The organism is Streptacidiphilus jeojiensis, assembly GCF_042510965.1.
GTDB lineage: Bacteria > Actinomycetota > Actinomycetes > Streptomycetales > Streptomycetaceae > Streptacidiphilus > Streptacidiphilus jeojiensis.
Genome location: NZ_JBEUKS010000019.1, coordinates 91025 through 114966 on the forward strand (window position 1 = coordinate 91025; position 23942 = coordinate 114966).

Below are 23942 nucleotides of genomic sequence, written 5' to 3' on the forward strand. Positions count from 1 at the left end.
ACCGCTCGCAGCGGACACGGGGGCTTCGGCGTGGGGCGGCCGGGAACGGGCCGTCAGGGCACCTGGGTCGGCTCCGGGGCGGCCTGGGCGGCCGCCGGCTGCGGCTTCTGCTCCCAGGGCGCCGGCGCGCCGCGCCGGACCAGCGCGAGCACCAGCAGCCCCGCGACGACGCCGGTGACGCCGGCGACCAGGTAGACCCGGTCCAGGCCGGTGGCGAAGGCCGAGTGCACCAGCCCCTGCACGGTGTCCCGCTGGTCCGCGGGCACCGCGGCCAGGACGGCCTGGGCCCGGCCGCCGCTGAGCGCGGAGGCCGCCGCGTGCGGGTCCGCCAGGTGGCTGTTGTCCGCGACGAAGGTCTGGATCCGGTTGGCGAAGATCGTGCCGAGGACCGCGATGCCCAGCGCGTAGCCGAGCTGGCGGCCGGTGTTGACCACGCCGCTGGCCATGCCGACCCGCTCGCGCGGAACGCTGCCCAGGGCGGCGGACATCATCACCGGCATGGCCGCGCCGACGCCGAGGCCGCTGACGATCAGGCCGGGCAGGGTGGCGGTCCACGAGGACCCGGGCGAGACCAGCGTCATCAGCAGCGCGCCGGCGCCGACCAGGACCAGCCCCAGGCCGACCGGAACCTGCGGCGGCGCCTTGTGGAAGATCCGGGCGTTGTTGCCGGAGACCACGAAGGCGGCCAGGGCCAACGGGCAGATCGCCAGGCCGGCCTGGATCGGGCTGAGACCCAGCACCGACTGCATCCAGATGCCGGTGTAGGTGAGGTGGGCGAAGGCGGCGGCGTTCACCAGCAGCGCGGCCAGGGTCAGTCCGACGAAGCTGCGGTTGCGCAGCAGCGACAGGTCCAGCAGCGGGTCGGCGACCCGCAGTTCCACCAGTACGAAGCCGACCAGCGCCAGCACGGCCACGCCGAGCCAGGTCAGCACGGTGCCGCTGCCCCAGCCCTGGTCCGCGCCCTCGATCAGGGCGTAGACCAGCGCGCCGGAGAAGGCGGTGAAGGCGACGGCACCGGCGTAGTCGAGCCGGCCCCGGCCGTGCCCCTGATCGTTCTTCAGATGACGCAGGGTCATCACGACGGCCAGCGCCGCGATCGGCAGATTGACGTAGAAGATCGCGCGCCAGTCGATCTGGTCGGTGAGCACACCGCCGAGGACCGGGCCCACGGCCGCGGCGCCGCCGCTGACGGCGCCCCAGATGCCGAAGGCGGTGCCCCGGTCGCGGCCCTGGTAGGCGGCGTTGAGCAGCGAGGTGGTGGAGGTCAGCATCGCGGCGCCGCCGATGCCCTGGGCGGCGCGGGCCGCGATCAGGGTGGCCGCGTTCGGCGCCAGGCCGCAGGCCAGCGAGGCGACGGCGAAGACCACCAGGCCGACCAGGTAGAGCCTGCGGTGGCCGAGGCGGTCGCCGAGCGCGCCGACGACCATCAGCAGGGCGGCGAGCACCAGCGCGTACATGTCCACCACCCACTGCAGGGAGGTGAAGGAGGAGTGCAGGTCGGAGGCCATGTCGGGCAGGGCGACATTCACGATGCTGACATCGACCAGCAGCATGAAGGTGCCGAGGCAGATGGCGGTCAGGGGGATCCACTTACGCATGCGAACAGCATCGGCTCCCGGGCACCCGATTCCCCAGCCAGTGGCCCGCTACCGGCGGATCTCGACATTGTCTACGCTGGAGCGGTGAAATCCCATGAGTTCGACCGGCTGGACCGGCAGCTGGTGCGCGCCCTCCAGGTCGACGGGCGGGCCTCGTTCAGCCGGATCGCCCAGGCGCTCGGGGTCTCCGACCAGACCGTGGCGCGCCGCTACGGCAGGCTGCGCGGCCGGGGATCGCTCCAGGTGATGGGGCTGACCAGCCCCGCCGTGATGGGCGAGGTCCAGTGGATCATCAGGGTGCAGTGCACCCCGGACGGCGCGGCCCCGGTCGCCGAGGCGCTGGCCCGCCGCGACGACACCGCCTGGATCAGCCTGATCTCCGGCGGCACCGAGATCAACTGCGTCAGCCGCTCGGGCGACGACCGCAGCGACTCGCTGCTGCTGCAGCGGCTGCCGAGGACCCGCAGCGTGGTCGGGGTCACCGCCTACTGCGTGCTGCACACCTACTTCGGCGAGTCGCTGAGCCTGATCAGCAAGCTGGACACGCTGACGGCGGAGCAGACCCGGCTGCTGGAGCCCGGGCCCTCCACCGCCGTACCCCGGCCGGCCGAGGCGCTGGACGAGGCGGACCACCGGATGCTGGCCCTGCTGCAGCGCGACGGCCGCACCGGACTGGCCGAACTGGCGTCCGCCGGCGGGCTCTCGCAGACCTCGGTGCGCCGGCGGATGGCCGAGCTGAAGGCCAGCGGGGTGCTCTACTACGACATCGACTTCGACCGGCGGATCTTCGGGCTCGACACCGTGGCGATGCTCTGGCTGTCGGTCTCCCCGTCCGAGCTGGACCGCACCGGACGCGAGCTGGCCGAGCACCCGGAGGTGGCCTTCTGCTGCGCCACCACCGGGCCGACCAATCTGCACGCGGTGGTGATCTGCAAGGACATCCCGGCCTTCTACACCTACCTGACCACCAGCATCTCCGCCCTGGGCGCCGTCCAGCAGGTGGAGACCGGGCCGGTGCTGCGCCGGATCAAGGCCGCCGGCCCCTATCCCAGCGTGTCCGGGGACGTCCGCTACTGGAGCGGACGGCAGGCCTAGTCGCGGTCTCCGGTTCAGCCCAGCGGGGGCAGTGCCTCCAGGGCGTGGTGGCTGAGCCGGTCCAGGCCGTCCACCACGGCGCCGGTGCGGTCCGGCGGGAGGACCGCGAAGACGTGCCGGTCGAGCTCCTCGACATGGCGGCGGGCCGCCTGCACCAGCCGGGAGGACCCGGCCGGGGTGAGCGTGACCACCTGGACCCGCTTGTCCGCGCTGGAGCGCTGCCGCCGCACCAGACCGCCGGCGATCATGCGGTCGATCAGCCGGGTGGCCCCGCCGCTGGTGAGCACCAGGCTGCGGGAGAGATCGCCCATCGCGGCGCCCTCCGGCCTGGCCGCGAGCAGCAGCAGCACCTCGAACATCGGGTGGCTGAGCCCGCTCTCGTGCTCCATCGAGGAGCCGAGCAGGCGCTCCAGCCGGTTGGCCGCGGTCAGCAGCACGCCGAAGGCCTGGATCCGGGAGTCGGCGACCGCGTCAGCGGGTGAGTCGATCCGTCCTTCGGCTGTCATGCTCACTCCCTCGCCCGGCTGCTGCCACACACCGTACTCGCCGCCGGGCCAGGAGGGCGCCGGGTCAGCGACCGCCCTCGTGGACGCTGAAGGCGCTGCGGCGGGCCGCGCGGGCCACGCCGGGGTCGGGGTGGGCGGAGGCGACGGCGGCCAGCACCTGGCCCGCCCTGGGGTGGCCGATCCGGCGGGCCAGTGCGAACAGCCGGCCCGGGTCGCCGTCGGTGGCGCCCTGGACGTGGCGGACCAGCATGGCGGTGTCGCCGTGCTCCAGCACGGCCGCGCCGGTGTCCACCCACAGCCAGGTGGCGTCCTCCTGGCCCAGCACGTCCGAGGGCAGCACCTCCTCGTCGGTCTGCTCGGCCAGCCACAGCAGCGCGTAGGGGCGCAGCAGCGGCTCCTCGGTGCAGTCCCTGATGGCCGGCTCGGCCGGGTGCCCGGCAACCCGCAGCGCCTCGAAGGCGAGCCCGCGCAGCAGCGCGTCCTCGCCGCGGGCGACGTCCAGCAGGTCGGCGACGGCGCTCTCGGCCTGACGGGCCGCCAGCCAGGCCCGGTACTCGGCGCGGGCCGGGCCCGGGGAGTACTGGGCGCAGGCGGTCAGCAGTTCCAGCGCGGACTGCTCGATGTGGCCGGCGGCGGTCTGCGCCACCGTGCAGATCTCCTCCAGCTTGGCGCGCACCGCCCAGTGCCCCAGCGGGGTGAGCTCCGCGCCGACCTCGACCGGGCCCGCCTCGGCACTGCCCGGCTCGGCGTCGGGCGAGCCCAGGTCGCGGCGGACCACGGCGCCGACGGCCGCGAAGCCGTCCAGCATCCAGTCCAGCACCCCGGCGACCTCGGCCGCGCCCGGGGTGAGGGTCAGCGCCAGCGCGCTGTCGCCGCGGACGGCGCTGACCGCCCAGGCGGCGTGCGGGACCGGTGCGCCCAGCGCGGGCGGCACCCCGCCGTGCCACTGCTCCTCCAGGCCCCGGCGCAGCAGCTCCAGCAGCTCGGTGAGCGGCACCGGGCCGTCCACCAGGTGCAGGAAGGAGAGCAGTTGCGGGGCGTGGTCGACGGCCAGCCCGGCCAGCGAGGTCAGGTTGCGGTCGGGCACCGGCACCAGCAGCGTCCAGGCGTCGAACAGCGCCGCCCAGCCGCGCAGCACGGCCTCGTCGTCGTGCTCCCAGGCGTGCAGCCGCCAGCCGGGGCCGGCGCCGCTGCCGCGCAGTTCCACCAGGCCGGCCAGGCGGGCCCGCTCCCAGGAGGCGACGGCGGCGTCATGGGTCATCGCCAGGGCGCGCCCGGCCGAGACCACGTCGCCCTCCAGCAGGTCCCCGCGCCGGTCGACGTTGGGCAGTTCGCCGGCCCAGCGGGCGATCCGGACCGCGTCGGCGAGCAGCCTGCGGGCCAGCGGGGAGAGTTGGGCAGGGCCGGGCAGCCCGGCCGGGGGCGTGCGGCGGGCATGAGCGCCGGAGCGCGCTGCCGCGCCGGTGCTGCCCATGCCGCCTGAGGTGGCCGCGCGGGGCTGCGGCGGGCGGGCGGCGGTGGGCAGTCGGGTCACCCTCGCGGGTGCACCCTCCTGTCGCCCGCCGGCGGTGTCGGGTCGGCCAGAAATCTCGGATCGGCCAGTACGGTCACGCGAATTCCGGGACGTCACGCCGTGCAGTCTTCCCCGTCCGCGGGGCAGTTGTCACATCCCCTGGCGCGGCGGGCTCCACTCGGTCCCGGAATGGTGACGGAAGGGTCACAGGAGGGGGGTGAGGAATCTGAGCAGCGTCGCCTCGTAGCGCTCGGGATCCGCGTTCCACAGCGCCTCGTGCTCGGCTCCGGCGTACTCCTCGTAGACCACCAGATCCTCGCGCCGCCGGGCCAGCTCCCGGGCCGCCCCGACGCCGGCCACCGTGTCGTCGGTGCTGTGCAGCAGCAGGGCCGGGACGGTGAGGTCGGCGCCGAGGGCGAGCCGGTCGAAACCGGCCGGGTCGACCGCCGAACGCCCCTGGGCCGCCCGCACGCCGAGTTCGGCCAGCGGTCCGGGGACCCCGCGCCGGGTGGCCTGCCGGCGCACCGTGTCCTCCCAGTCCAGCACCGGGGAGTCCAGCACCAGGCCGCGGACCGCCTCGCGGTGGTCCGAGCGGGCCGCCGCCTGCAGCGCCATGGTGGCGCCCACGGACCAGCCGTAGAGCAGGATCCGCCGCGCGCCGCCGTCCACCGTGAACCGGATCGCCGCCTCAACGTCGCGCCACTCGGTCTCGCCGAAGTGGGCGATGCCGTCGGGCGAGCGCGGCGCGCCCTCGTCGTTGCGGTAGGTCAGCACCAGCACCGGCACCTTGAGCCGGTCCAGCAGCGGCAGCAGCGGCAGCGCCTGGCGGCGGTCGGCGCCGATGCCGTGCACCGCGATCACGCACAGGTCGCGCACCCCGGCGAGGTACCAGGCCGGCATCGGGCCGAGCTCGCCGCGGACATGGAGCTCGGAGAAGTCGAGACCGACCGCCGAGCGCGGATCGCCGGTGAGCACCTGCGGGGTGATCCGGACGGTGGTGCCGACGGCCAGCGGGCTGCCGCCGTCCGCACCGGCGCTCTCCAGCCGGCGCACCACGGTCTGGGCGGTGGTGCCGACCACCTCGCCGACCACCGCGTGTCCGTCGTTCCACTCCAGGGCGTAGCGGCCGGGCCGCTGGGTCTCCCAGGACCGGGTCAGCTCGACCCGGCCCGCGGCCAGCGAGTGCACCCGCAGCCCCCCGGCCGCGGCCGGGGCCGCGCCGCGCGGGCGGACCGAGAAGTCGGAGACCACCCGTCCGGCGACCAGCGCGGCAGCTCCCGCGCCCACCGCCGTGGCCGTGGCCAGCACAGCCGTTCGTCCCCAGCGCATCTCGCTCCCAAGGTCGGTCCGATACCGGGTGCTCACCCGTTGCGTTCCTTACCCGCTCCGACCCATCCCAGTACCCCGCGACGGCACGCGCCAGCGGTGCGCGGCCATCCGACGGAGTGTCCGAGTCCGCGGCCCGCCCCTGACAGAGTGCGCATTGCCGCAGGTCCGGGGGCATCGGTAGCGTGCCGGGCACTATCCGCAGCATGGAAGCAGGTCACCTGTGGGCACGTCCGCCACCGCCAACGGCGGTGTCTCGTTCTGGTACTCGACCATCGGGCTCCCCACCCCCCGCAGGCCGCTGGACGGCTCGGCCGAGGCCGACGTCTGCATCGTCGGCGGCGGCTACACCGGTCTGTGGACCGCGTACTACCTGAAGAAGGCCGATCCCAGCCTGCGGATCACCGTCCTGGAGCAGCGCTTCTGCGGCTACGGCGCGTCCGGCCGCAACGGCGGCTGGCTCTACAACGGCTTCGCCGGACGCGGTGTCTTCGCCCGCAGGTACGGCAAGCCGGGCGCGATCGCCATGCAGCAGGCGATGAACGGCGCGGTGGACGAGGTGATCGCGGTGTGCGCGGCCGAGGGCATCGACGCCGACATCGCCAAGGGCGGAATGATGGAGGTCGCCCGCACCCCGGCCCAGCTGGAGCGGCTGGGCGCGTACGTCGAGAACGAGCACTCCTTCGGCGAGACCGGTCTGGAACTGCTGAGCCCGGCCGAGGCCGCCGCGCGGATCGGTGTGGCCGGCACCCTGGGCGCCACCTGGACCCCGCACGGCGCCCGGATCCAGCCGGCCAAGCTGGTGGTCGGACTGGCCCGGGTGGTCGAGGCGATGGGCGTGTCGGTGTACGAGTCCACGGCCGTGCAGGAGATCGTCCCCGGCGGGTCCGGCGCGCCCGCCAAGGCGGTCACCGCGCAGGGCACGGTGTCGGCGCGGTTCGTGCTGCGGGCCACCGAGGGCTTCACCTCGGCGCTGCGCGGCGAACGCCGGTCCTGGCTGCCGATGAACTCCTCGATGGTGGTCACCGAGCCGCTGCCGGAGGCCTTCTGGGAGGCGGTCGGCTGGTCCGGGCGGGAGACCCTGGGCGACATGGCGCACGCCTACATGTACGCCCAGCGCACCGCCGACGACCGGATCGCCCTGGGCGGACGCGGCGTCCCGTACCGCTTCGGCTCGCGCACCGACAACGACGGGCTGACCGCGCAGAAGACCGTGGACCAACTGCGGGCGATCCTGGTGGACTTCTTCCCGGCCGCCGCCGATGCCCGGATCGACCACGCCTGGTCCGGGGTGCTGGGCGTGCCCCGGGACTGGTGCTCGACGGTGGAGCTGGACCCGGCCACCGGCCTCGGCCTGGCCGGCGGCTACGTCGGCAGCGGGGTGACCACCACCAACCTGGCCGCCAGGACCCTGCGGGACCTGGTGCTGCGCGAGTCCGCGCCGGCCGGTTCCGGGGACACCGGGCTGACGGCACTCCCCTGGGTGAACCACCGGGTCAGGCGCTGGGAGCCGGAGCCGCTGCGCTGGATCGGCGTGCACGGCATGTACGCCGCCTACCACGCCGCGGACCGGCAGGAGCGCGGCGGCCGGGCGACCACCTCGCCGATCGCCCGGGTCGCCGACGTGGTCTCCGGGCGGCACTGAGCCGGGGCCGGGCGGCGGTGCGCTGACTGTACGCAGTCGCGCGCGGACTCCCCGAGATGCGGAACGCGGAGCGGTGGCCGAGGCTGGGATCCGGGGGTAGTCGGAAGACCGCAGCAGCACTGACCGCCTGGGGTGCCCATGTCTGTCCTACTCTGCGTCGTCATAGCTCCGATCGGCCTGCTCATGATCCTGGGCATGTCGTGGTTCGAGGACCACTTCCTCCGCCCGCCCACCAGCCCCGGTGAGCAGGTCGTACTCAGCCAGGTCGTCCAGGGGCAGGTGCTCCCCGGGCCGGTCCTCGGTCCGCACCTCGGTCCGCACCTGGGTCCGCTCCAGGGACCGGTGCCGGTCGAGCCGGTGCCGACCGCCGTCGAGCTGCTGCGCGCCGCCCGCTCGCCCAAGCAGCTGCCGGCCAGCAAGGACAACGCCGCCTGAGGCCGGTGTCGTCGATGGAACGCGAGCGGGCCGAGCGGGCGGCTGCCGCGGTACGGGCCTCGCTGGCCGCACCGCGGCAGCCGCAGCTGGGCCGACTGGTCGCGGCGGCGCGGGCGGCCGGCGGCCTGGACGCGCGACTCGGCTCCGAACTGCTCGCGGTGGCGCGCCCGGCCCGGCTGGTTCCGGGGATGCTGGCCGGGGCCGACGACCCGGAGGGGCTGCTCGCCGCCGAACTCCGGGCCCTGGTGGCCGAGTTCCTCGGCGCCGACGCCGAGCGCTGGCACGGTCTGCAGGAACAGCTCTCCGGCTACCGCGGGACGCTGCCCGACCTGCTCGCGGCCCGGCCCAGTCCCGCCGCGGGTCCGGACGAGTGGTACCCGCCGAGCCGGAACGTGCTCGGGGTACTGGCCTTCCTGCTGGACCGGCTCCCGGACCAGGACGTCCGCGCGCTGCTGCCCGCCCTCCCCGAGGCCCTGCTCGAACAGCTGCGCCCGCTGACCGCCGTCGCGCCCGCGCCCGCGCGGGCCGCACCGCCCCGGGTCGCCGAGTCCGCGCTGATGGCGCTGGACCTGCTGCGCCGCGCCTGCGGTGACACCCAGCCACCGCTGCCGGAGGACCCAGGGGTGCTGGCCGCGCTGCTGGCCACCGGCGCCTACGACCTGCCCAACTGGACCACCCCGGCCTGGCTGCTCGACGCCTGCGACGCGGCCGGCCTGCCCCGGCCCGAGCGGGTCTACGGCCACCACACCGCGGAGCTGGTCACCGCGACCTTCCGCGAGTTCTGCGCCGCCGCGCCCGCCGAGGGACCGGGCCGGGACGCCGCCGAGTACGCGGACACCGCCCTGGCCCGCGGACTGGTGCGCGCCGCCGACCTGCTGGCCGTGGTCCCGGCGCGGTTCACCCTGGCGCGGTGCCCCGCGTTCCGGGACACCGCCCTGGTGGCCGGCACCGAGCCGGCCGGGCTGCCGGAGCGAGGACCCGGGCAGGGCTTCGACGAGCTGGGCGACGGGATGGTCGCGCAGCTGCTGGACCGCGCCCTGGACACCGGCCGGATGGACGGGGCGGACCTGCTGATCCGCACCGCCCCGGCCGCCCGGGTGCTGATGTACCTGTCCGGCGCGCTGGTCCGCGACGACCTGCCGCAGGCCACCCGGGTGGCGCTCGCCACACTCGCCGAGCAGGTGCCGCTGATCCTGGGCACCGATCCGGTGCGATGGGCCCGCCTGGGCGCGGCGCTGACGGGCCGTGACCCCGGCTGGGACGGCCGCGGCAGCGTGGCCGACCTGCTGGAGCACTGCGCGGGCGGGGCCGCCGCCGGTTGACGCTCGGTCGGCGGACGTGGTGGTATCAGCAGGCCAAACGGAGGCATGGAGAGGAAGCCGGTGAAGGGGGAGACCCCCAGTCCGGCGCGGTCCCGCCACTGTCACCGGGGAGCGCCCTCGAACGACGGCCACGGCGGCGGTCACCCCCTCTACCGGGTGGTGGCACTGCGGGAAGGCCCGGGGGCGTGTCGATCCGGAAGCCAGGAGACTCTCGCCCCCGGTTCGTCGATCCAGGGCGCGGACCCTGAGTGAGGACATCCACCGCCATGCGCGTTTCTGCTCCGCCACCACCTCTGCCTGCTGTCCCCGCCATCGCCCGGCCCTGCGGCTGACGGCCGTGCGGGCGACGACCGCCCTGGGGCTCGCAGCCGGATACGCAGCCGACGCCGCCTTCGGCGACCCCCGGCGCGGGCACCCGGTGGCCGGGTTCGGCCGGGCCGCCGGGGCGCTGGAGCGGCTGCTCTGGCAGGACCGGCGCGACAGCGGGGCGGTCTTCACGGCACTCTGCGTCGGCACGGTCGCGGTTGGGGCCCGGTGCGGCGAGCGGGCGCTGCGGCGCACCCCGGCGGGAACGGCGCTGTTCACGGCCGCGGCCACCTGGACCGTGCTCGGCGGCGCGTCCCTGGTCCGGGAGGCGCGGACCATCGGCGCGGCTCTAGAGGCAGGCGACCTCACGGCGGCGCGCGAGCGGCTGCCGTACCTCTGCGGACGCGACCCCCGGGAGCTGACGGAGCAGCAGATCGCCCGTGCGGTGGTCGAGTCGGTGGCGGAGAACACCGCCGACGCGGTGGTGAACGCCCTGGTCTGGGGCGCGCTGGCGGGCAGCCCCGGGCTGCTGGCGTTCCGCGCGGTGAACACCCTGGACGCCATGGTGGGCCATCGCTCGCCCCGCTACCTGCGGTTCGGTTGGGCCTCGGCCCGGCTGGACGACGTGGCGGGCTGGCCGGGGGCGCGGCTGACCGCGCTGCTGACCGTCGCCGCCGCGGGGCCGGACCACCGCGGGGAGGCCTGGCGGGTGTGGCGGGCGGACGCCTCCAGCCACCCCAGCCCCAACGCCGGCCAGGCGGAGGCGGCGTTCGCCGGCGCGCTGGGAGTGCAGTTGGGCGGGACCTTGCAGTACGGCGCGAGGGTGGAGCACCGTCCGGTGCTCGGAGCTGGGTCGCGGCCGGTGGCGGTCGCGGACATCGAACGGGCCTGCCGGCTGTCCCGGCGGGTGGGGCTGCTCGCTATCGGCGTGACCGCGCTGGTCGCAGGGGTACGGAGGGGGCGCCGATGAACGGGGCACTGCTGGTCGCGGGTACCACCTCGGACGCCGGCAAGAGCGTGGTCACCGCCGGTGTCTGCCGCTGGCTGGCCCGGCAGGGGGTCTCCGTCGCGCCGTTCAAGGCGCAGAACATGTCGCTGAACTCCTTCGTCACCGCCGACGGCGCCGAGATCGGCCGGGCCCAGGCGATGCAGGCTGCGGCGGCCCGGATCGAGCCCGAGGCGGCGATGAACCCGGTGCTGCTCAAGCCCGGCTCCGACCAGCGCAGCCAGGTGGTGGTGCTGGGGCAGCCGGTCGCCGAGGTCGGCGCGCTGGACTACCGCGAGCGCAAACCGGCGCTGCTGCGGATCGCCCTGGACTGCCTGGCCGATCTGCGCGACCGCTACGACGTGGTGGTCTGCGAGGGCGCCGGCTCCCCCGCCGAGATCAACCTGCGCGACCGGGACATCGCCAACATGGGCCTGGCGGTCGCCGCCGCGCTGCCGGTGGTGGTGGTCGGCGACATCGACCGGGGCGGGGTCTTCGCGTCCATATACGGGACGCTGGCGCTGCTGTCCGCAGAAGACCAGCGGCACCTGGCCGGATGGATCGTCAACAAGTTCCGCGGCGACGTCCGGCTGCTCAAGCCGGGCCTGGACATGCTGGAGCAGCTGACGCACCGTCCGTCCCTGGGCGTGCTGCCGATGCTGCCGGGGCTGTGGCTGGACGCCGAGGACTCGTTGGACCTGGCCGGACTGGTCGACCGGGCGCCCAGCGGCGGTGCCTCCGGCGAGGAGGTGCTGCGGGTCTCGGTGGTGCGGCTGCCCCGGCTGTCCAACTTCACCGACATCGACGCGCTGGCCCAGGAGCCGGGGGTGCTGGTCCGCTGGGCCACCCGGCCGGAGGAGCTGGCCGACGCCGACCTGGTGGTGCTGCCCGGCACCAGGGCCACCGTCGCCGACCTGGCCTGGCTGCGCGAGCGCGGCCTGGACGCGGCGCTGGCCGCACGCGCCGCCGAGGGGCGGCCGGTGCTGGGGGTGTGCGGCGGCTACCAGATGCTGGCGCGGACCATCCTGGACGAGGTCGAGTCCAGGGCCGGAGCCGTCCCCGGACTCGGGCTGCTGCCGGTTCGGGTGGAGTTCGCGACCGCCAAGACGCTGGCCCGGCCGGTCGGCGAGGCCTACGGGGAGACCGTGGCCGGCTACGAGATCCACCACGGGGTGGCCGCCGTCGAGGGCGGCGAGCCCTGGCTGGACGGGGTCCGCCAGGGCTCGGTCTGGGGCACCACTTGGCACGGCGCGCTGGAGAACGACGGCTTCCGCCGCGCCTTCCTGCGCGAGGTCGCCGCGGCCGCCGGCCGCCGCTTCGTACCGGCCCCGGACACCTGCTTCGCGGCGGCCCGCGAGGAACGGCTGGACCGGCTGGGCGATCTGATCGAGGAACACGCCGACACCGCGGCACTGCTGCGGCTGATCGAGGGCGGCGTACCGGACGGGCTGCCGTTCGTGCCGCCGGGTGCGCCGTGACCGAACCAACCACTTCTGGAGAGGTACCTGCTGTGACGACGGTGCTGCTGCTGTCCACCTCCGACACCGACCTGCTGGCGGCCGGTGCCGCCGACGCCGGCTACCGGGTCGCCAACCCGACCAGGGTCGAGGCCGGTGAGGAGCTGGACGCGCTGCTCACCGGCGCGGACCTGGTCGTGGTGCGGCTGCTGGGCGGCCGGCGGGCGTGGGAGGACGGGCTGGCCACGATCGCCCGCTCCGGGGTGCCCGCGGTGCTGCTGGGCGGCGAGTCGGTGCCGGACGCCGAGCTGATGGGGATGTCCTCGGTCCCGGCCGGGGTGGTCGCCGAGGCGCTGTCCTACCTGGTCGAGGGCGGTCCGGCGAACCTGGCCGAGCTGGCCCGGTTCCTCTCCGACACGGTGCTGCTGACCGGCGAGGGCTTCGCCCCGCCGCAGCCGATGCCGCTGTACGGGGTCAGCGGTTCGCGTCCGGTGGTCGAGGGCCGCCCGACCGTGGGGGTGCTCTTCTACCGGGCCCACGAACTGTCCGGCAACACCGCCTTCGTGGACACCCTGTGCGACGCCGTCGAGGCGCGCGGCGGCAATGCGCTGCCGGTGTTCTGCGGTTCGCTGCGCGGCGCCGACGCCGAGCTGTTCGCGCTGCTGGGCCGCTGCGACGCGGTGGTGGCCACGGTGCTGGCCTCCGGTGGCACGGTGGCGGCCGACGCCAGCGCCGGCGGCGCGGAGGAGGCCTGGGACATCGGGGCGCTGGCCCAGCTGGACATCCCGGTGCTGCAGGGCCTCTGTCTGACCTCCACCCGGGCCGCCTGGGAGGCCTCGGACGCGGCGCTGTCGCCGATGGACGCGGCCATGCAGGTCGCCATCCCGGAGTTCGACGGACGGCTGATCACCGTCCCGTTCTCCTTCAAGGAGCTGGGCGAGGACGGCATCCCGGTCTACGCAGCCGACCCCGAGCGGGCCGCCCGGGTGGCCGGGATCGCGCTGCGGCACGCGGCGCTGAAGCACAAGCCCAACGCCGAGAAGAAGATCGCCGTGGTCTTCACCGCCTACCCGACCAAGCACTCCAGGGTCGGCAACGCGGTCGGCCTGGACACCCCCGCCTCGGCGGTACGGCTGCTGGACGCGCTGCGCGGGGCCGGTTACCGGGTCGCCGACTACCCGTCCGGCGGCGACGAGCTGATCCACAAGCTGATCGCCGCGGGCGGCCACGACGTGGAGTGGCTGACCGAGGAGCAGCTGCGGGCCGCCCCGGCCCGGGTGCCGCTGGCCGACTACCAGCGCTGGTTCGCCACCCTGGACCAGGAGTTGCGCGAGGGCATCCTGCGGCACTGGGGCGAGGCCCCCGGCAGCCTCTACGTCGACAACGGCGACATCGTGCTGGCCGCGCTGCAGTTCGACAACGTGATGCTGATGATCCAGCCGCCGCGCGGCTTCGGCGAGAACCCCATCGCCATCTACCACGACCCCGACCTGCCGCCCTCGCACCACTACCTGGCCGCCTACCGCTGGCTGGAGCAGTCCTGGGGCGCCGACGCCGTGGTCCACCTCGGCAAGCACGGCACCATGGAGTGGCTGCCGGGCAAGGGCCTCGGCCTGTCGGCGGGCTGCGCGCCGGACGCGGTGCTGGGCGAACTGCCGCTGGTCTACCCGTTCATCGTGAATGACCCCGGCGAGGGCACCCAGGCCAAGCGCCGCGGCCACGCCACCATCGTGGACCACCTGGTGCCGCCGATGGCCCGTGCCGACACCTACGGCGACCTGGCCAAGCTGGAACAGCTGCTGGACGAGTACGCGCTGGTCAAGGACCTGGACCCGGCCAAGGCCCCGGCCGTCCGGGCGCAGATCTGGACCCTGGTGAAGGCCGCCGAGCTGCACCACGACCTGCATGTCGAGGACCAGCCGGACGAGGAGGCCTTCGACGAGTTCGTGATGCACATCGACGGCTACCTCTGCGAGATCAAGGACGTGCAGATCCGCGACGGGCTGCACATCCTGGGCGGCGGCCCGGTGGACGAGGCCAGGGTCAACCTGGTGCTGGCGGTGCTGCGTTCGGCCCAGGTGTGGGGCGGGAAGGCCGATGCGCTGCCGGGGCTGCGGGCGGCGCTGGCGGCCGAGTTCGGCCTGGTGGAGAAGGAGTTGCTGGCGGAGCCCGGCGCGCCGGTGAAGGTCCCGGCCGAGCTGACCGCGCTGGTGGCCGGACCGGCCCGGAGCGCCGCCGACGCGGTGGACCTGCTGGAGCAGCTGTGCCGCAGGCTGGCCGAGGGGATGGAGCAGGCGGGCTGGGCCGCCTCCACCGCCGAGCCGCTGGTGCGCGAGGTGCTGGGGCACGCCAACGCCGACGCCGCCGCGGTGCTGCGATTCGCCGCCGACGAGGTGGTCCCCCGGCTGGAGCGGACCACCGACGAGCTGACCCACATCCTGCGGGCGCTGCGCGGCGGCTACGTCCCGGCCGGTCCTTCCGGGTCGCCCACCCGCGGGCTGGTGAACGTGCTGCCGACCGGGCGGAACTTCTACTCGGTCGACCCCAAGGCCATTCCGTCCCGGCTCAGTTGGGAGGTCGGGCAGGCACTGGCCGACTCGCTGGTGGCCCGCTACCTGGCCGACACCGGCGGCTATCCGCGCTCGGTCGGGCTGACCGTGTGGGGCACCTCCTGCATGCGCACCCAGGGCGACGACATCGCGGAGATCCTGGCGCTGCTCGGCTGCCGTCCGGTCTGGGACGACGCCTCCCGCCGGGTCACCGGCTTCGAGATCGTCCCGACCACCGAACTCGGCCGTCCCCGGGTCGATGTGACGGTCCGTATCTCCGGCTTCTTCCGGGACGCCTTCCCGCACGTGGTGGCGCTGCTGGACGACGCGGTGCAGGCGGTGGCGGCGCTGGACGAGCCCGGGGACGCCAACTACGTCCGGGCCCACGTCGAGCAGGACACCGCCGAGCACGGCGACCGGCGCCGGGCCACCGCCAGGATCTTCGGGTCCAAGCCGGGCGCCTACGGGGCCGGGCTGCTGCCGCTGATCGACGCCCGCAACTGGCACTCGGACGCCGACCTCGCCGAGGTCTACGCGGTCTGGGGCGGCTACGCCTACGGCCGCGGCCTGGACGGCCGGGCCGCGCGGGGCGACATGGAGCAGGCGTTCCGCCGGATCTCGGTGGCGGCCAAGAACATCGACACCCGCGAGCACGACCTGGTCGACGCCGACGACTACTTCCAGTACCACGGCGGCATGGTGGCGATGGTCCGTCATCTGACGGGTGCTTCGCCGGAGGCCTACGTCGGCGACAGCGCCACCCCGGACCAGGTGAAGACCCGCACCCTGGGCGAGGAGACCCACCGGGTCTTCCGGGCCCGGGTGGTCAACCCCCGCTGGATGGCGGCGATGCGCCGGCACGGCTACAAGGGCGCCTTCGAGATGGCCGCCACGGTGGACTACCTCTTCGGCTACGACGCCACCGCCGGTGTCGTGGACGACTGGATGTACGAGAAGCTGGCCACCGAGTACGTCTTCGACCCCACCAACCGCGAGTTCATGAAGCAGTCCAACCCCTGGGCGCTGAGGGGCATCACCGAACGCCTGCTGGAGGCGGCGGACCGGCAGCTGTGGGCCGAGCCGGACCAGGACACCCTGGACCAGCTGCGCGCCACCTACCTGGAACTCGAAGGCGACCTCGAAGGGGACGACCAGTGACCGACTCCCGCTATCCCTTCACCGCGATCGTCGGCATGGACGACCTGCGCCTCTCGCTGCTGCTGAACGCGGTGTCCCCGCAGGTCGGCGGGGTGCTGGTGCGCGGCGAGAAGGGCACCGCCAAGTCGACCATGGTGCGGGCGCTGGCCGGGCTGCTGCCGTCGATCGCGGTGGTCGACGGCTGCCGCTTCGCCTGCGACCCGGCCGCGCCGGACACCCAGTGCCCGGACGGGCCGCACGACACCGCCGCACCGGCCGCCGAACGGGCCACCCGGCTGGTGGAGTTGCCGGTCGGGGTGTCCGAGGACCGCATCGTCGGCTCGCTGGACCTGGAGCGGGCGCTGGCCGAGGGCGTCAAGGCCTACGAGCCCGGGCTGCTCGCCGCCGCGCACCGGGGCGTGCTCTACATCGACGAGGTGAACCTGCTCAACGACCACCTGGTCGACCTGCTGCTGGACGCCGCCGCGATGGGCCGCTCCTACGTCGAGCGCGAGGGCGTCTCGGTGCGCCATGCGGCGCGGTTCCTGCTGGTCGGGACGATGAACCCGGAGGAGGGCGAGCTGCGTCCGCAGCTGCTGGACCGGTTCGGCCTGACCGTGGAGGTCGCCGCGACCCGGGAACCGGTGGAGCGGGCCGAGGTGGTCCGGCGGCGGCTGGCCTACGACGCCGACCCGGAGGGCTTCGCGGAGCGCTGGGCGCAGCAGGAGAAGGAGCTCGCGGCCCGGATCACCGCGGCGCGGGCGCTGCTGCCCGCCGTGCTGCTGGGAGATCCGGCGCTGCGTCAGATCACCGCCGTGTGCGCCGCGTTCGAGGTGGACGGGCTGCGCGCGGACATCGTGATGGCGCGCACCGCCGTCGCGCTGGCAGCCTGGGCCGGCCGGACCGAGGTCACCGCCGAGGACGTCCGCACCGCCGCGCAGCTGGCACTGCCGCACCGGCGCCGGCGCAACCCCTTCGACGCGCCCGGCCTGGACGAGGAGAAGCTGGACCAGACCCTGGAGCAGTCGGCCGCCGAGGAACCGGACGGCGGCCCCGACGACGACGGCCCCGGCCCCGAGGGACCGCCCGACGGCGGCGGTCCTGACGGACCGTCGGGCGGTGGCCAGGACGCTCCCGAGCCGGAGGCCTCCGAGCAGGAGAAATCCGGTGAGGAGAGCGCGCCCAGCCGCACCGCCCCGGCGCCGCCCCAGCCCGCCGCACCGGCCGCCTCCCCCTACCGGACCCGGCTGCTGACCGTGCCCGGGCTCGGCGAGGGCGCCGGGGGGCGCCGCTCGCGGGCCCGCACCGACAGCGGCGGCCACACCGTCCGGGCGGCCCGGCCGACCGGGGCGCTGCAGCGGCTGCACCTGGCCGCCACCGTCCAGGCCGCGGCCCCGCACCAGCTGGCCCGGGGCCGGGACGGACGGGCGCTGCGGCTGCGCCGGGACGACTTCCGCGAGCAGGTCCGCGAGGGCCGCGAGTCCAACCTGGTGCTGTTCGTGGTGGACGCCTCCGGATCGATGGCGGCCCGACAGCGGATGTCGGCGGTCAAGGGCGCGGTGCTGTCGCTGCTGATGGACGCCTACCAGCGGCGCGACAAGATCGGCATGATCACCTTCCGGGGCTCCGAGGCCGTGCTGGCGCTGCCGCCCACCTCCTCGGTCGAGGTCGGCGCGGCCCGGCTGGAGCAGTTGCCGACGGGCGGCCGCACGCCGCTGGCCGCCGGACTGCTGCGGGCCCACGAGACGCTGCGGCTGGAGCGGCTGCGCGATCCGCGCCGCCGTCCGCTGCTGGTGGTGGTCACCGACGGCCGGGCCACCGGCGGGTCGCAGGCACTCCCCGACGCCCGCCGGGCGGCGCAGCTGCTGGCCGCGCAGGGCACGGCGGCCGTGGTCGTCGACTGCGAGAGCGGACCGGTCCGGCTGGGCCTGGCCGCCGAGTTGGCGCAGCACCTGGCCGGCGAGGCGGTCCGGCTGGAGGAGCTGGCCGCCGACAGCGTCACCCACCTCGTCACCGACCTCATCCACACCGACCGTGGACACAGCAAGCAGAAGGAGGCGGCGTAGCCATGCCGCAGGGACAGCCGACCACCGTTCCCGACGACGGCCTGACCACCCGTCAGCGCCGTACCCAGCCCGTGCTCGCCGTGCACACCGGGCCCGGCAAGGGCAAGTCGACCGCCGCCTTCGGGCTGGCCCTGCGGGCCTGGAACCAGGGCTGGCCGATCGGGGTGTTCCAGTTCGTCAAGTCCGCCAAGTGGAAGGTCGGCGAGGAGCACGCGCTGCGGGTGCTGGGCGCCAGCGGCGAGGGCGGCAGCGTGGCCTGGCACAAGATGGGCGAGGGCTGGTCCTGGGTGCAGCGCTCCATCGAGAACAGCGAGGACGCGGCCCGCGAGGGCTGGGAGCAGGTCAAGCGCGACCTGGCGGCCGAGACCTACCGGCTCTACGTCCTGGACGAGTTCACCTATCCGCTGCACTGGGGCTGGATCGACACCGACGAGGTGCTGGCGGTGCTCAAGGACCGTCCCGGCAGCCAGCATGTGGTGATCACCGGCCGCAACGCCCCGGCGGCGCTGGTGGACGCCGCCGACCTGGTCACCGAGATGACCAAGGTGAAGCACCCGATGGACGCCGGCCGCAAGGGCCAGCGCGGCATCGAGTGGTAGCGCTCCCCCGGGTCGTCCTGGCCGCCCCCTCCTCCGGCAGCGGGAAGACCACCGTCGCCACCGGGCTGATGGCCGCGCTCACCGGGCTGGGGCTGGCGGTGTCGCCGCACAAGGTCGGTCCCGACTACATCGACCCCGGCTACCACGCACTCGCCACCGGCCGTCCGGGACGCAACCTGGACGCCTTCCTGTGCGGACCCGAGCGACTGCCGGGACTGCTGCTGCACGGCGCGGCCGGGGCGGACGTCGCCGTGGTCGAGGGCGTGATGGGGATGTTCGACGGGGCGGCGGGGCGTGGGGAGTTCGCGTCGACGGCGCATGTGGCCAAGCTGCTGCGGGCGCCGGTGGTGCTGGTGGTGGACGCCTCCTCGCAGAGCAGGTCGGTGGCGGCGCTGGTGCACGGGTTCGCGTCCTGGGATCCGGAGGTGCGGCTGGGCGGGGTGATCCTCAACCGGGTCGCCTCGGACCGGCACGAGGAGCTGCTGCGGGACGCCCTGGAGAGCGGCGGCGTGCCGGTACTCGGTGCGGTGCGGCGGCAGGCCGAGGTGGTGACGCCCAGCCGGCACCTGGGGCTGATCCCGGCGGTGGAGCGGGACGCCGACGCACTGCGTGCGGTGCGGTCCATGGGCGAGCTGGTCCGGGCCGGGGTGGATCTGGAGGCGCTGCTGGCGCTGGCCCGCAGTGCTCCCGCGCTGGACGCCGAACCCTGGGACCCGGCTGCGGAGATCGAGGCGCTGGGCGGGCCGGTGCCGGGGCGGCCGGTGGTCGCGCTGGCCTCGGGCGCCGCCTTCTCCTTCAGCTACGCCGAGAACGCCGAACTCCTCGCCGCCGCCGGCGCCGAGGTCGCCCCGTTCGACCCGCTGCGCGACGAGAAGCTGCCGGAGGGTACCTCCGCGCTGGTCATCGGCGGCGGCTTCCCCGAGGTGTACGCGGAGCGGCTGTCCGGCAACACCGCGCTGCGGGAGTCGGTCCGGGCGCTCGCCGCCTCCGGTGCGCCGCTGGTGGCCGAGTGCGCCGGGCTGCTCTACCTGTCGCGCTCGCTGGACGGGGCCCCGATGTGCGGGGTGCTGGACGCGGAGGCGCGGATGACCGAGCGGTTGACCCTGGGCTACCGCGAGGCGGTGGCGCTGTCGGACAGCCCGCTGGCGGCGGCCGGGACCCGGCTGAACGGGCACGAGTTCCACCGCACGGTCTGCGAGCCGGGCGGCGGTCCCGCACCCGCCTGGGGCTGGCGCGGGGCGGCCGGGCCGCGTACCGAGGGGTTCACCTCGCCCACCCTGCACGCCTCCTACCTGCATCTGCACTGGGCCGGCGCCCCGCAGCTGCCGCACCGGCTGCTCGGGCACGCACTGCTCGGCGCCTGAACCACCGTCAGCGCCAGCGAGCCGCCGTCAGCGCTTGAGCTGTCGCGCCTGCTCGCGGCCATAGGCCCGCAGCAGGAAGGGCAGCCGGTAGCGGCCGGTGCCCGCCCCGTACCGGACCAGCACCGAGGCCCGGATCAGCCCAGCCCAGGCGGCCTCCAGCGCCGGGCCCGAGAGCGGCGTCCCCGGCAGCGCCAGCCCGGCGCAGGCCTGGTGCGCGTCGGCCAGGTCGAAGCCGACCGGGACCCCCGACAGTGCGGCCCACAGCAGCCGCTCGTCCTCGGTGCACAGCTCATGGCTGGCCTCGGCGGCGGACCGCAGCGTGCGGTCCGGCAGATGGCGCCGGCCCGCCTCGGCGTGCGCCGGATCGAGTTCACCGGGGGCCAGTGCCAGCAGCCCGGCCGGGCAGGCGGTCTCGGTCATCAGCCGCCGGGGCGGGGTGTCGACCAGGCGGCTGGCGGCCAGCACCAGGGCCAGCGGGTTGCGGTCCAGCAGGTGGCACAGCGGCAGCGCGTCCAGATGCTCCCTGCCTCCCCGGGCCATCGGGCCGGCCCCGAACTGACGGGCCCTCAGCCGCAGCAGCGCCACCGCCGGGGTCTCGGCCAGCGGCTCCAGGCGCTGGCCGTGCTCATGGTGCGAACCGGGGCCGGCCCGGCCTGCGCAGAGCACCGTCAGCTCGGGGCAGGTGTCCAGCAGGTACTCCAGCGCCGCCGCACCCCGGCCCCTGAGCCGTTCGGTGCCGTCCAGCAGCAGCAGGGTCGGCTCCGTCCCCAATGCGCGGGCCAGGCCGCCCAGTTCGGAGACGCCGGGACGCTCGGGCACCCGCAGGGCGTAGCCGAGGGTGACCGCGAAGAGCTCGGGTGCGAGCAGCGAGCCGAGATCGGCCCGGCGGACCCGGCCGCCGACCTCGCCGTGCCAGACCTCCGCGGCCTTCCGGGCCAGCCGGGTCTTGCCTACGCCCACCGTCCCGGTCAGTGCGACCAGCCGCCGGGTGCCCAGTGCCCGGTGCAGGGAGGCGAGTTCGCGGTCCCGGCCGAGCAGGGTGTCGTCGGTCGGGCAGGGTTCGGGCGGAGTGGCTGCCTCGGTGGCCATGGCGGCCTCCTCGTGTCGGTGCGGAGCGAGTCGGTGCGAGGACGGGTCAGTGCAGGGCGGGTGCCCGGAACAACGACCGGGCCCGCCACGGCACCCCCCGCCAGTGGAACCGGGGGAGCCCCTGCTGCAACGGCGGATGCCGTGACGGTCGCCGGGCTGCCCCCCGTACCGGTCCCAGAGGCCCTTGCGGACCCCCTGCTGTACCCGGCTCCGGTGCGGCCCGACGTGCTTCCAGCATCGACCGCGGGCCCCGGCCCGGGCATCGGTAACCGACCGAAACAGGTATACCTAGATCTGCGCCGGCACCTACCTAGACGCTGCCCTCCACGACCTGCGAGCGGGCCACGGCCGCGGCGATCTCGGTGCGCGAGGAGAAGCCCAACTTGGCCAGGATGTGCTCGACATGGGCGTCGGCGGTGCGCTTGGAGATCACCAGTCGCTCGGCGACCTGACGGTTCGACATGCCCTGGGCGACCAGCGCGGCGACCTCGCGCTCACGGCGGGTCAGCAGATCCGGTCCCGGGGCCCGCGCCGGCTGCTCCGGCCCGTTCTGCACCGGCTGCGGGGTGTCCGCCTCCGAGAGGGCCAACTCGACAGCCCGCTCCGGCTCGCAGGACGCCCCCTGCCGGTGGCACTCCGCCCGGAGCGGCTCGCCGAGGGCCGCGACGATCAGCCGCACCGCCGTGTCGTGCGGCCCGTGCAGCTCGACGGCGCCGCTCAGCGGGAGCCCGGACCGCTCCCAGAGCGCGGCGGCGGCGCCCAGCAGCCAGGCGGCCCGGCGGTGCCGGCCCTCTGCCGCCGCGACCCAGGCCAGCACCTCCAGCGCATACGCCTGCCCGGTGCGGTCGCCCAGCTCGGTGCGCAGCCGCAGCGACTGACGGGCAGTCAGTGAGGCCTCCTGGTACTGGCCGAGGGCGAACTGCGCCTGGGCCTTCACCAGCAGCAGGAAGCCGCGTAGCCAGCACTCGTCCGGCTCCGCGGCCAGCACCGCCAGGTGCGCGTCGCAGATCTCCACGCCCTTGTCCGGACGGTCGGTGGTCACGTGCTTGAGGGCCCAGTGCGCCATCATCAGGCCGTCGCTGACCGGGTCCTCACCGGGGCGCAGATACTCGAAGATCTTCTGGGTGTGGGCCTCGACCTGCTCGTAGTCGCCGCGCCAGCCCGCGGCCAGGGTCAGGAAGTGGTGCGCGTGCAGCCGCAGCCGGTCGTCGTCCAGCTGCTCGGCGATCGCCAGCGCCTCCAGCAGGCCCGGCAGTGCGCCGTCGTGGTCGCCGGCGAACAGTGACAGCTGGGCGCCGAGGCTGAGCGCCAGCGACCGGGCCGCGGTGGGCGCGGGCTGCTCGGCGAGGGCCAGGTCGATCCAGTGCCGCCCCTCGGCGTGCAGCCCGGAGCAGACCCAGAAGGCCCACAGGTCGGTGCAGAAGGACAGGGCCTGGTCAGGATCGGTGGAGCTATCGATCTGGAAGCGCAGCGCGGCGCGCAGGTTCTCCAGTTCCGGGCCGAGCGCGCGGAACAGCGGCAGCTGCGCGTCGGTGGCGAAGCGGGTCCGGAACTCGCCCGCCATCGCCCGGTAGTGGGCCAGGTGCCGGTGCCGGACCGCGGCCTCCTCGCCGGTCTGCTCCAGCCACTCGCCGCCGTACTCGCGGATGGTGTCCAGCAGACGGTATCGGGTCCGGGCGTCCTCGGAGTCGACCCGCAGCACCACCGACTTGTCGACCAGGCCGATCAGCTGCTCCAGCACCGTGCCGGCGGCCAGCTCGCCGCCGGCGCAGACCCGTTCCACCGCGGTCAGGTCGAAGCTGCCGGCGAACACCGACAGCCGCGCCCAGAGCAGCCGCTCCTCGGCCGTACACAGCTCGTGGCTCCAGCCGATGGTGGTCCGCAGGGTCTGGTGCCGCGGCAGTGCGGTGCGCCGGCCGCCGGTGAGCAGCCGGAAGCGGTCCTCCAGCCGGGCCACCAACTGGTCCAGCGGGAGGGCGCGGAGCCGTACCGTGGCGAGTTCGATGGCCAGCGGGATGCCGTCCAGCCGTCGGCACAGCGCCAGCACGTCGGCGCGGTTGCCGTCGCCCAGGGCGAAGCCCGGCAGCACCGCGGACGCCCGCTGGGCGAACAGCGCCACCGCGCCGACCCCGTCCGGGCCCTCGTCCTGGACCGGCAGCGGGGGGATGACCAGGGTGTGCTCCCCCGGGACGTCCAGCGGCTGCCGACTGGTCGCCAGGATGCCGATCCCCGGCGCGTCCCGCAGCAGCAGGTCGGCGAGCATGGCGCAGGCGTCGACCAGGTGCTCGCAGGTGTCCAGCACCAGCAGTGCGGTCCGGTCGGCCAGGTACTCGGTGAGGAAGTCCAGCGGCGGACGGGCCGTCTGGTCCACTATCCCCAGCGCGGCGCAGACCGCCCTGGGCAGCAGTTCGGGTTCGGGCAGGGCGGAGAGCTCGACCAGGAAGACGCCGTCCGGATAGCGCTCGCGCATCCCGGCGACGGTGCGCAGCGCGATCCGGGTCTTGCCGACCCCGCCGGGGCCGGTCAGGGTGACCAGTCTGGCCTGCGTCAGCAGCCGTTCCACGGTGGCCAGTTCGGCGCTCCGGCCGACGAAGCCGGTGACCTCGGCGGGCAGTTCCCCGACTCGCCTGCCATGGACGCTGAAGGTCATGTCCACCCCGCCCGCCTCGCCGGTCCGCACTCTTCCGAGAGTATCGGTTCGTTCACTCCCGGTGGTGGTGATCAGTCAGAACGGCGGGGAACGGGGCGTGGGCGAGGACACAGCCGCCCCGGTTGACCTGGCGACGGGCCACGTGGTGGGATTTTGGAGCCTTGTACGGCGGCAATGATGAGGAAGTCCGGTGCGAATCCGGCGCGGTCCCGCCACTGTCACCGGGCGGCGCGCCCGAGCACCGGGTGCGGTCGTCCCCGAGCCAGGAACTCTGGCCGCCGACACCACGATCCGGGGCGC

The 23942-nt window shown here is 74.8% G+C and carries 16 protein-coding genes and 2 riboswitches; of the genes, 10 read left to right on the top strand and 6 right to left on the bottom strand.

Annotation, left to right across the window (positions count from 1 at the left end; all coding sequences use genetic code 11):
• Positions 1 to 53: 53 nt before the first annotated feature.
• A complete protein-coding gene (locus ABUW04_RS36590; RefSeq protein ID WP_030263175.1) occupies positions 54 to 1598 on the bottom strand; it encodes an MFS transporter in 1545 nt (514 codons plus the stop codon).
• A gap of 84 nt (positions 1599 to 1682) precedes the next feature.
• On the opposite strand from ABUW04_RS36590, the gene ABUW04_RS36595 reads away from it, so the two are divergent.
• Positions 1683 to 2693 (top strand): Lrp/AsnC family transcriptional regulator, encoded by a 1011-nt coding sequence (locus ABUW04_RS36595; RefSeq protein ID WP_380568669.1) that lies wholly within the window; start codon positions 1683 to 1685, stop codon positions 2691 to 2693.
• Between the two features lie 14 nt (positions 2694 to 2707).
• Here the strand turns inward: ABUW04_RS36595 and ABUW04_RS36600 are convergent, their stop codons facing one another.
• The 3 genes from ABUW04_RS36600 to ABUW04_RS36610 all read right to left on the bottom strand — a co-directional run bounded on the left by ABUW04_RS36600 (position 2708) and on the right by ABUW04_RS36610 (position 6041).
• A complete protein-coding gene (locus ABUW04_RS36600) occupies positions 2708 to 3199 on the bottom strand; it encodes a MarR family winged helix-turn-helix transcriptional regulator (protein WP_030263182.1) in 492 nt (163 codons plus the stop codon).
• A 64-nt stretch (positions 3200 to 3263) separates the two neighbouring features.
• On the bottom strand, positions 3264 to 4673 hold the full coding sequence (locus ABUW04_RS36605) for a hypothetical protein (protein ID WP_030263186.1): 1410 nt from the start codon (positions 4671 to 4673) through the stop codon (positions 3264 to 3266).
• 243 nt (positions 4674 to 4916) lie between these two features.
• Positions 4917 to 6041 carry an alpha/beta hydrolase gene (locus tag ABUW04_RS36610; protein ID WP_380568670.1) on the bottom strand — a complete coding sequence of 375 codons (1125 nt, stop codon included), beginning with the start codon at positions 6039 to 6041 and terminating at the stop codon, positions 4917 to 4919.
• Between the two features lie 220 nt (positions 6042 to 6261).
• Between ABUW04_RS36610 and ABUW04_RS36615 the strand changes: the two genes are divergently transcribed.
• The 9 genes from ABUW04_RS36615 (at position 6262) to ABUW04_RS36655 (ending at position 19903) form a co-directional block, all read left to right on the top strand.
• Positions 6262 to 7683 carry an NAD(P)/FAD-dependent oxidoreductase gene (locus ABUW04_RS36615; protein WP_380568671.1) on the top strand — a complete coding sequence of 474 codons (1422 nt, stop codon included), beginning with the start codon at positions 6262 to 6264 and terminating at the stop codon, positions 7681 to 7683.
• Between the two features lie 138 nt (positions 7684 to 7821).
• Complete coding sequence (locus ABUW04_RS36620; RefSeq protein WP_157624061.1) at positions 7822 to 8118, top strand: hypothetical protein; 297 nt, start codon at positions 7822 to 7824, stop codon at positions 8116 to 8118.
• A gap of 14 nt (positions 8119 to 8132) precedes the next feature.
• Positions 8133 to 9440, top strand: coding sequence for a hypothetical protein (locus tag ABUW04_RS36625; protein WP_380568672.1), 1308 nt, complete (start codon positions 8133 to 8135; stop codon positions 9438 to 9440).
• 24 nt (positions 9441 to 9464) lie between these two features.
• Positions 9465 to 9673, top strand: a riboswitch (cobalamin riboswitch).
• Positions 9674 to 9777: 104 nt separating this feature from the next.
• Entirely contained in the window at positions 9778 to 10716 is a 939-nt protein-coding gene (locus ABUW04_RS36630) for a cobalamin biosynthesis protein (RefSeq protein ID WP_380568673.1), read from the top strand.
• Positions 10713 to 12209: a cobyric acid synthase gene (locus ABUW04_RS36635; RefSeq protein ID WP_380568675.1), complete on the top strand. Its 1497-nt coding sequence runs from the start codon at positions 10713 to 10715 to the stop codon at positions 12207 to 12209. Before ABUW04_RS36630 ends, ABUW04_RS36635 begins: the two co-directional genes overlap by 4 nt.
• A 32-nt stretch (positions 12210 to 12241) precedes the next feature.
• Positions 12242 to 15895, top strand: a complete 3654-nt coding sequence (gene cobN, locus ABUW04_RS36640; RefSeq protein ID WP_380568676.1) for a cobaltochelatase subunit CobN — start codon at positions 12242 to 12244, stop codon at positions 15893 to 15895.
• A gap of 35 nt (positions 15896 to 15930) precedes the next feature.
• Positions 15931 to 17940 (top strand): putative cobaltochelatase, encoded by a 2010-nt coding sequence (locus ABUW04_RS36645; RefSeq protein ID WP_380568713.1) that lies wholly within the window; start codon positions 15931 to 15933, stop codon positions 17938 to 17940.
• 2 nt (positions 17941 to 17942) lie between these two features.
• Positions 17943 to 18539: a cob(I)yrinic acid a,c-diamide adenosyltransferase gene (cobO, locus tag ABUW04_RS36650; protein ID WP_380568677.1), complete on the top strand. Its 597-nt coding sequence runs from the start codon at positions 17943 to 17945 to the stop codon at positions 18537 to 18539.
• Positions 18533 to 19903: a cobyrinate a,c-diamide synthase gene (locus ABUW04_RS36655; RefSeq protein WP_380568678.1), complete on the top strand. Its 1371-nt coding sequence runs from the start codon at positions 18533 to 18535 to the stop codon at positions 19901 to 19903. The genes cobO and ABUW04_RS36655 overlap by 7 nt, the downstream gene beginning before the upstream one ends.
• Before the next feature lie 27 nt (positions 19904 to 19930).
• Here the strand turns inward: ABUW04_RS36655 and ABUW04_RS36660 are convergent, their stop codons facing one another.
• Both ABUW04_RS36660 and ABUW04_RS36665 read right to left on the bottom strand, forming a co-directional pair.
• Positions 19931 to 20992: a hypothetical protein gene (locus ABUW04_RS36660; protein WP_380568679.1), complete on the bottom strand. Its 1062-nt coding sequence runs from the start codon at positions 20990 to 20992 to the stop codon at positions 19931 to 19933.
• Between the two features lie 310 nt (positions 20993 to 21302).
• Positions 21303 to 23672: an ATP-binding protein gene (locus ABUW04_RS36665; RefSeq protein WP_380568680.1), complete on the bottom strand. Its 2370-nt coding sequence runs from the start codon at positions 23670 to 23672 to the stop codon at positions 21303 to 21305.
• Between the two features lie 110 nt (positions 23673 to 23782).
• Positions 23783 to 23936, top strand: a riboswitch (cobalamin riboswitch).
• Positions 23937 to 23942 lie beyond the last annotated feature (6 nt).

Coding starts and splice junctions, on each gene's coding strand:
- ABUW04_RS36590 (WP_030263175.1), bottom strand. CDS start 1,598: ATGCGTAAGTGGATCCCCCTGACCGCCATCTGCCTCGGCACCTTCATG.
- ABUW04_RS36600 (WP_030263182.1), bottom strand. CDS start 3,199: ATGACAGCCGAAGGACGGATCGACTCACCCGCTGACGCGGTCGCCGAC.
- ABUW04_RS36605 (WP_030263186.1), bottom strand. CDS start 4,673: ATGGGCAGCACCGGCGCGGCAGCGCGCTCCGGCGCTCATGCCCGCCGC.
- ABUW04_RS36610 (WP_380568670.1), bottom strand. CDS start 6,041: ATGCGCTGGGGACGAACGGCTGTGCTGGCCACGGCCACGGCGGTGGGC.
- ABUW04_RS36620 (WP_157624061.1), top strand. CDS start 7,822: ATGTCTGTCCTACTCTGCGTCGTCATAGCTCCGATCGGCCTGCTCATG.
- ABUW04_RS36625 (WP_380568672.1), top strand. CDS start 8,133: ATGGAACGCGAGCGGGCCGAGCGGGCGGCTGCCGCGGTACGGGCCTCG.
- ABUW04_RS36635 (WP_380568675.1), top strand. CDS start 10,713: ATGAACGGGGCACTGCTGGTCGCGGGTACCACCTCGGACGCCGGCAAG.
- ABUW04_RS36645 (WP_380568713.1), top strand. CDS start 15,931: ATGGACGACCTGCGCCTCTCGCTGCTGCTGAACGCGGTGTCCCCGCAG.
- cobO (WP_380568677.1), top strand. CDS start 17,943: ATGCCGCAGGGACAGCCGACCACCGTTCCCGACGACGGCCTGACCACC.
- ABUW04_RS36660 (WP_380568679.1), bottom strand. CDS start 20,992: ATGGCCACCGAGGCAGCCACTCCGCCCGAACCCTGCCCGACCGACGAC.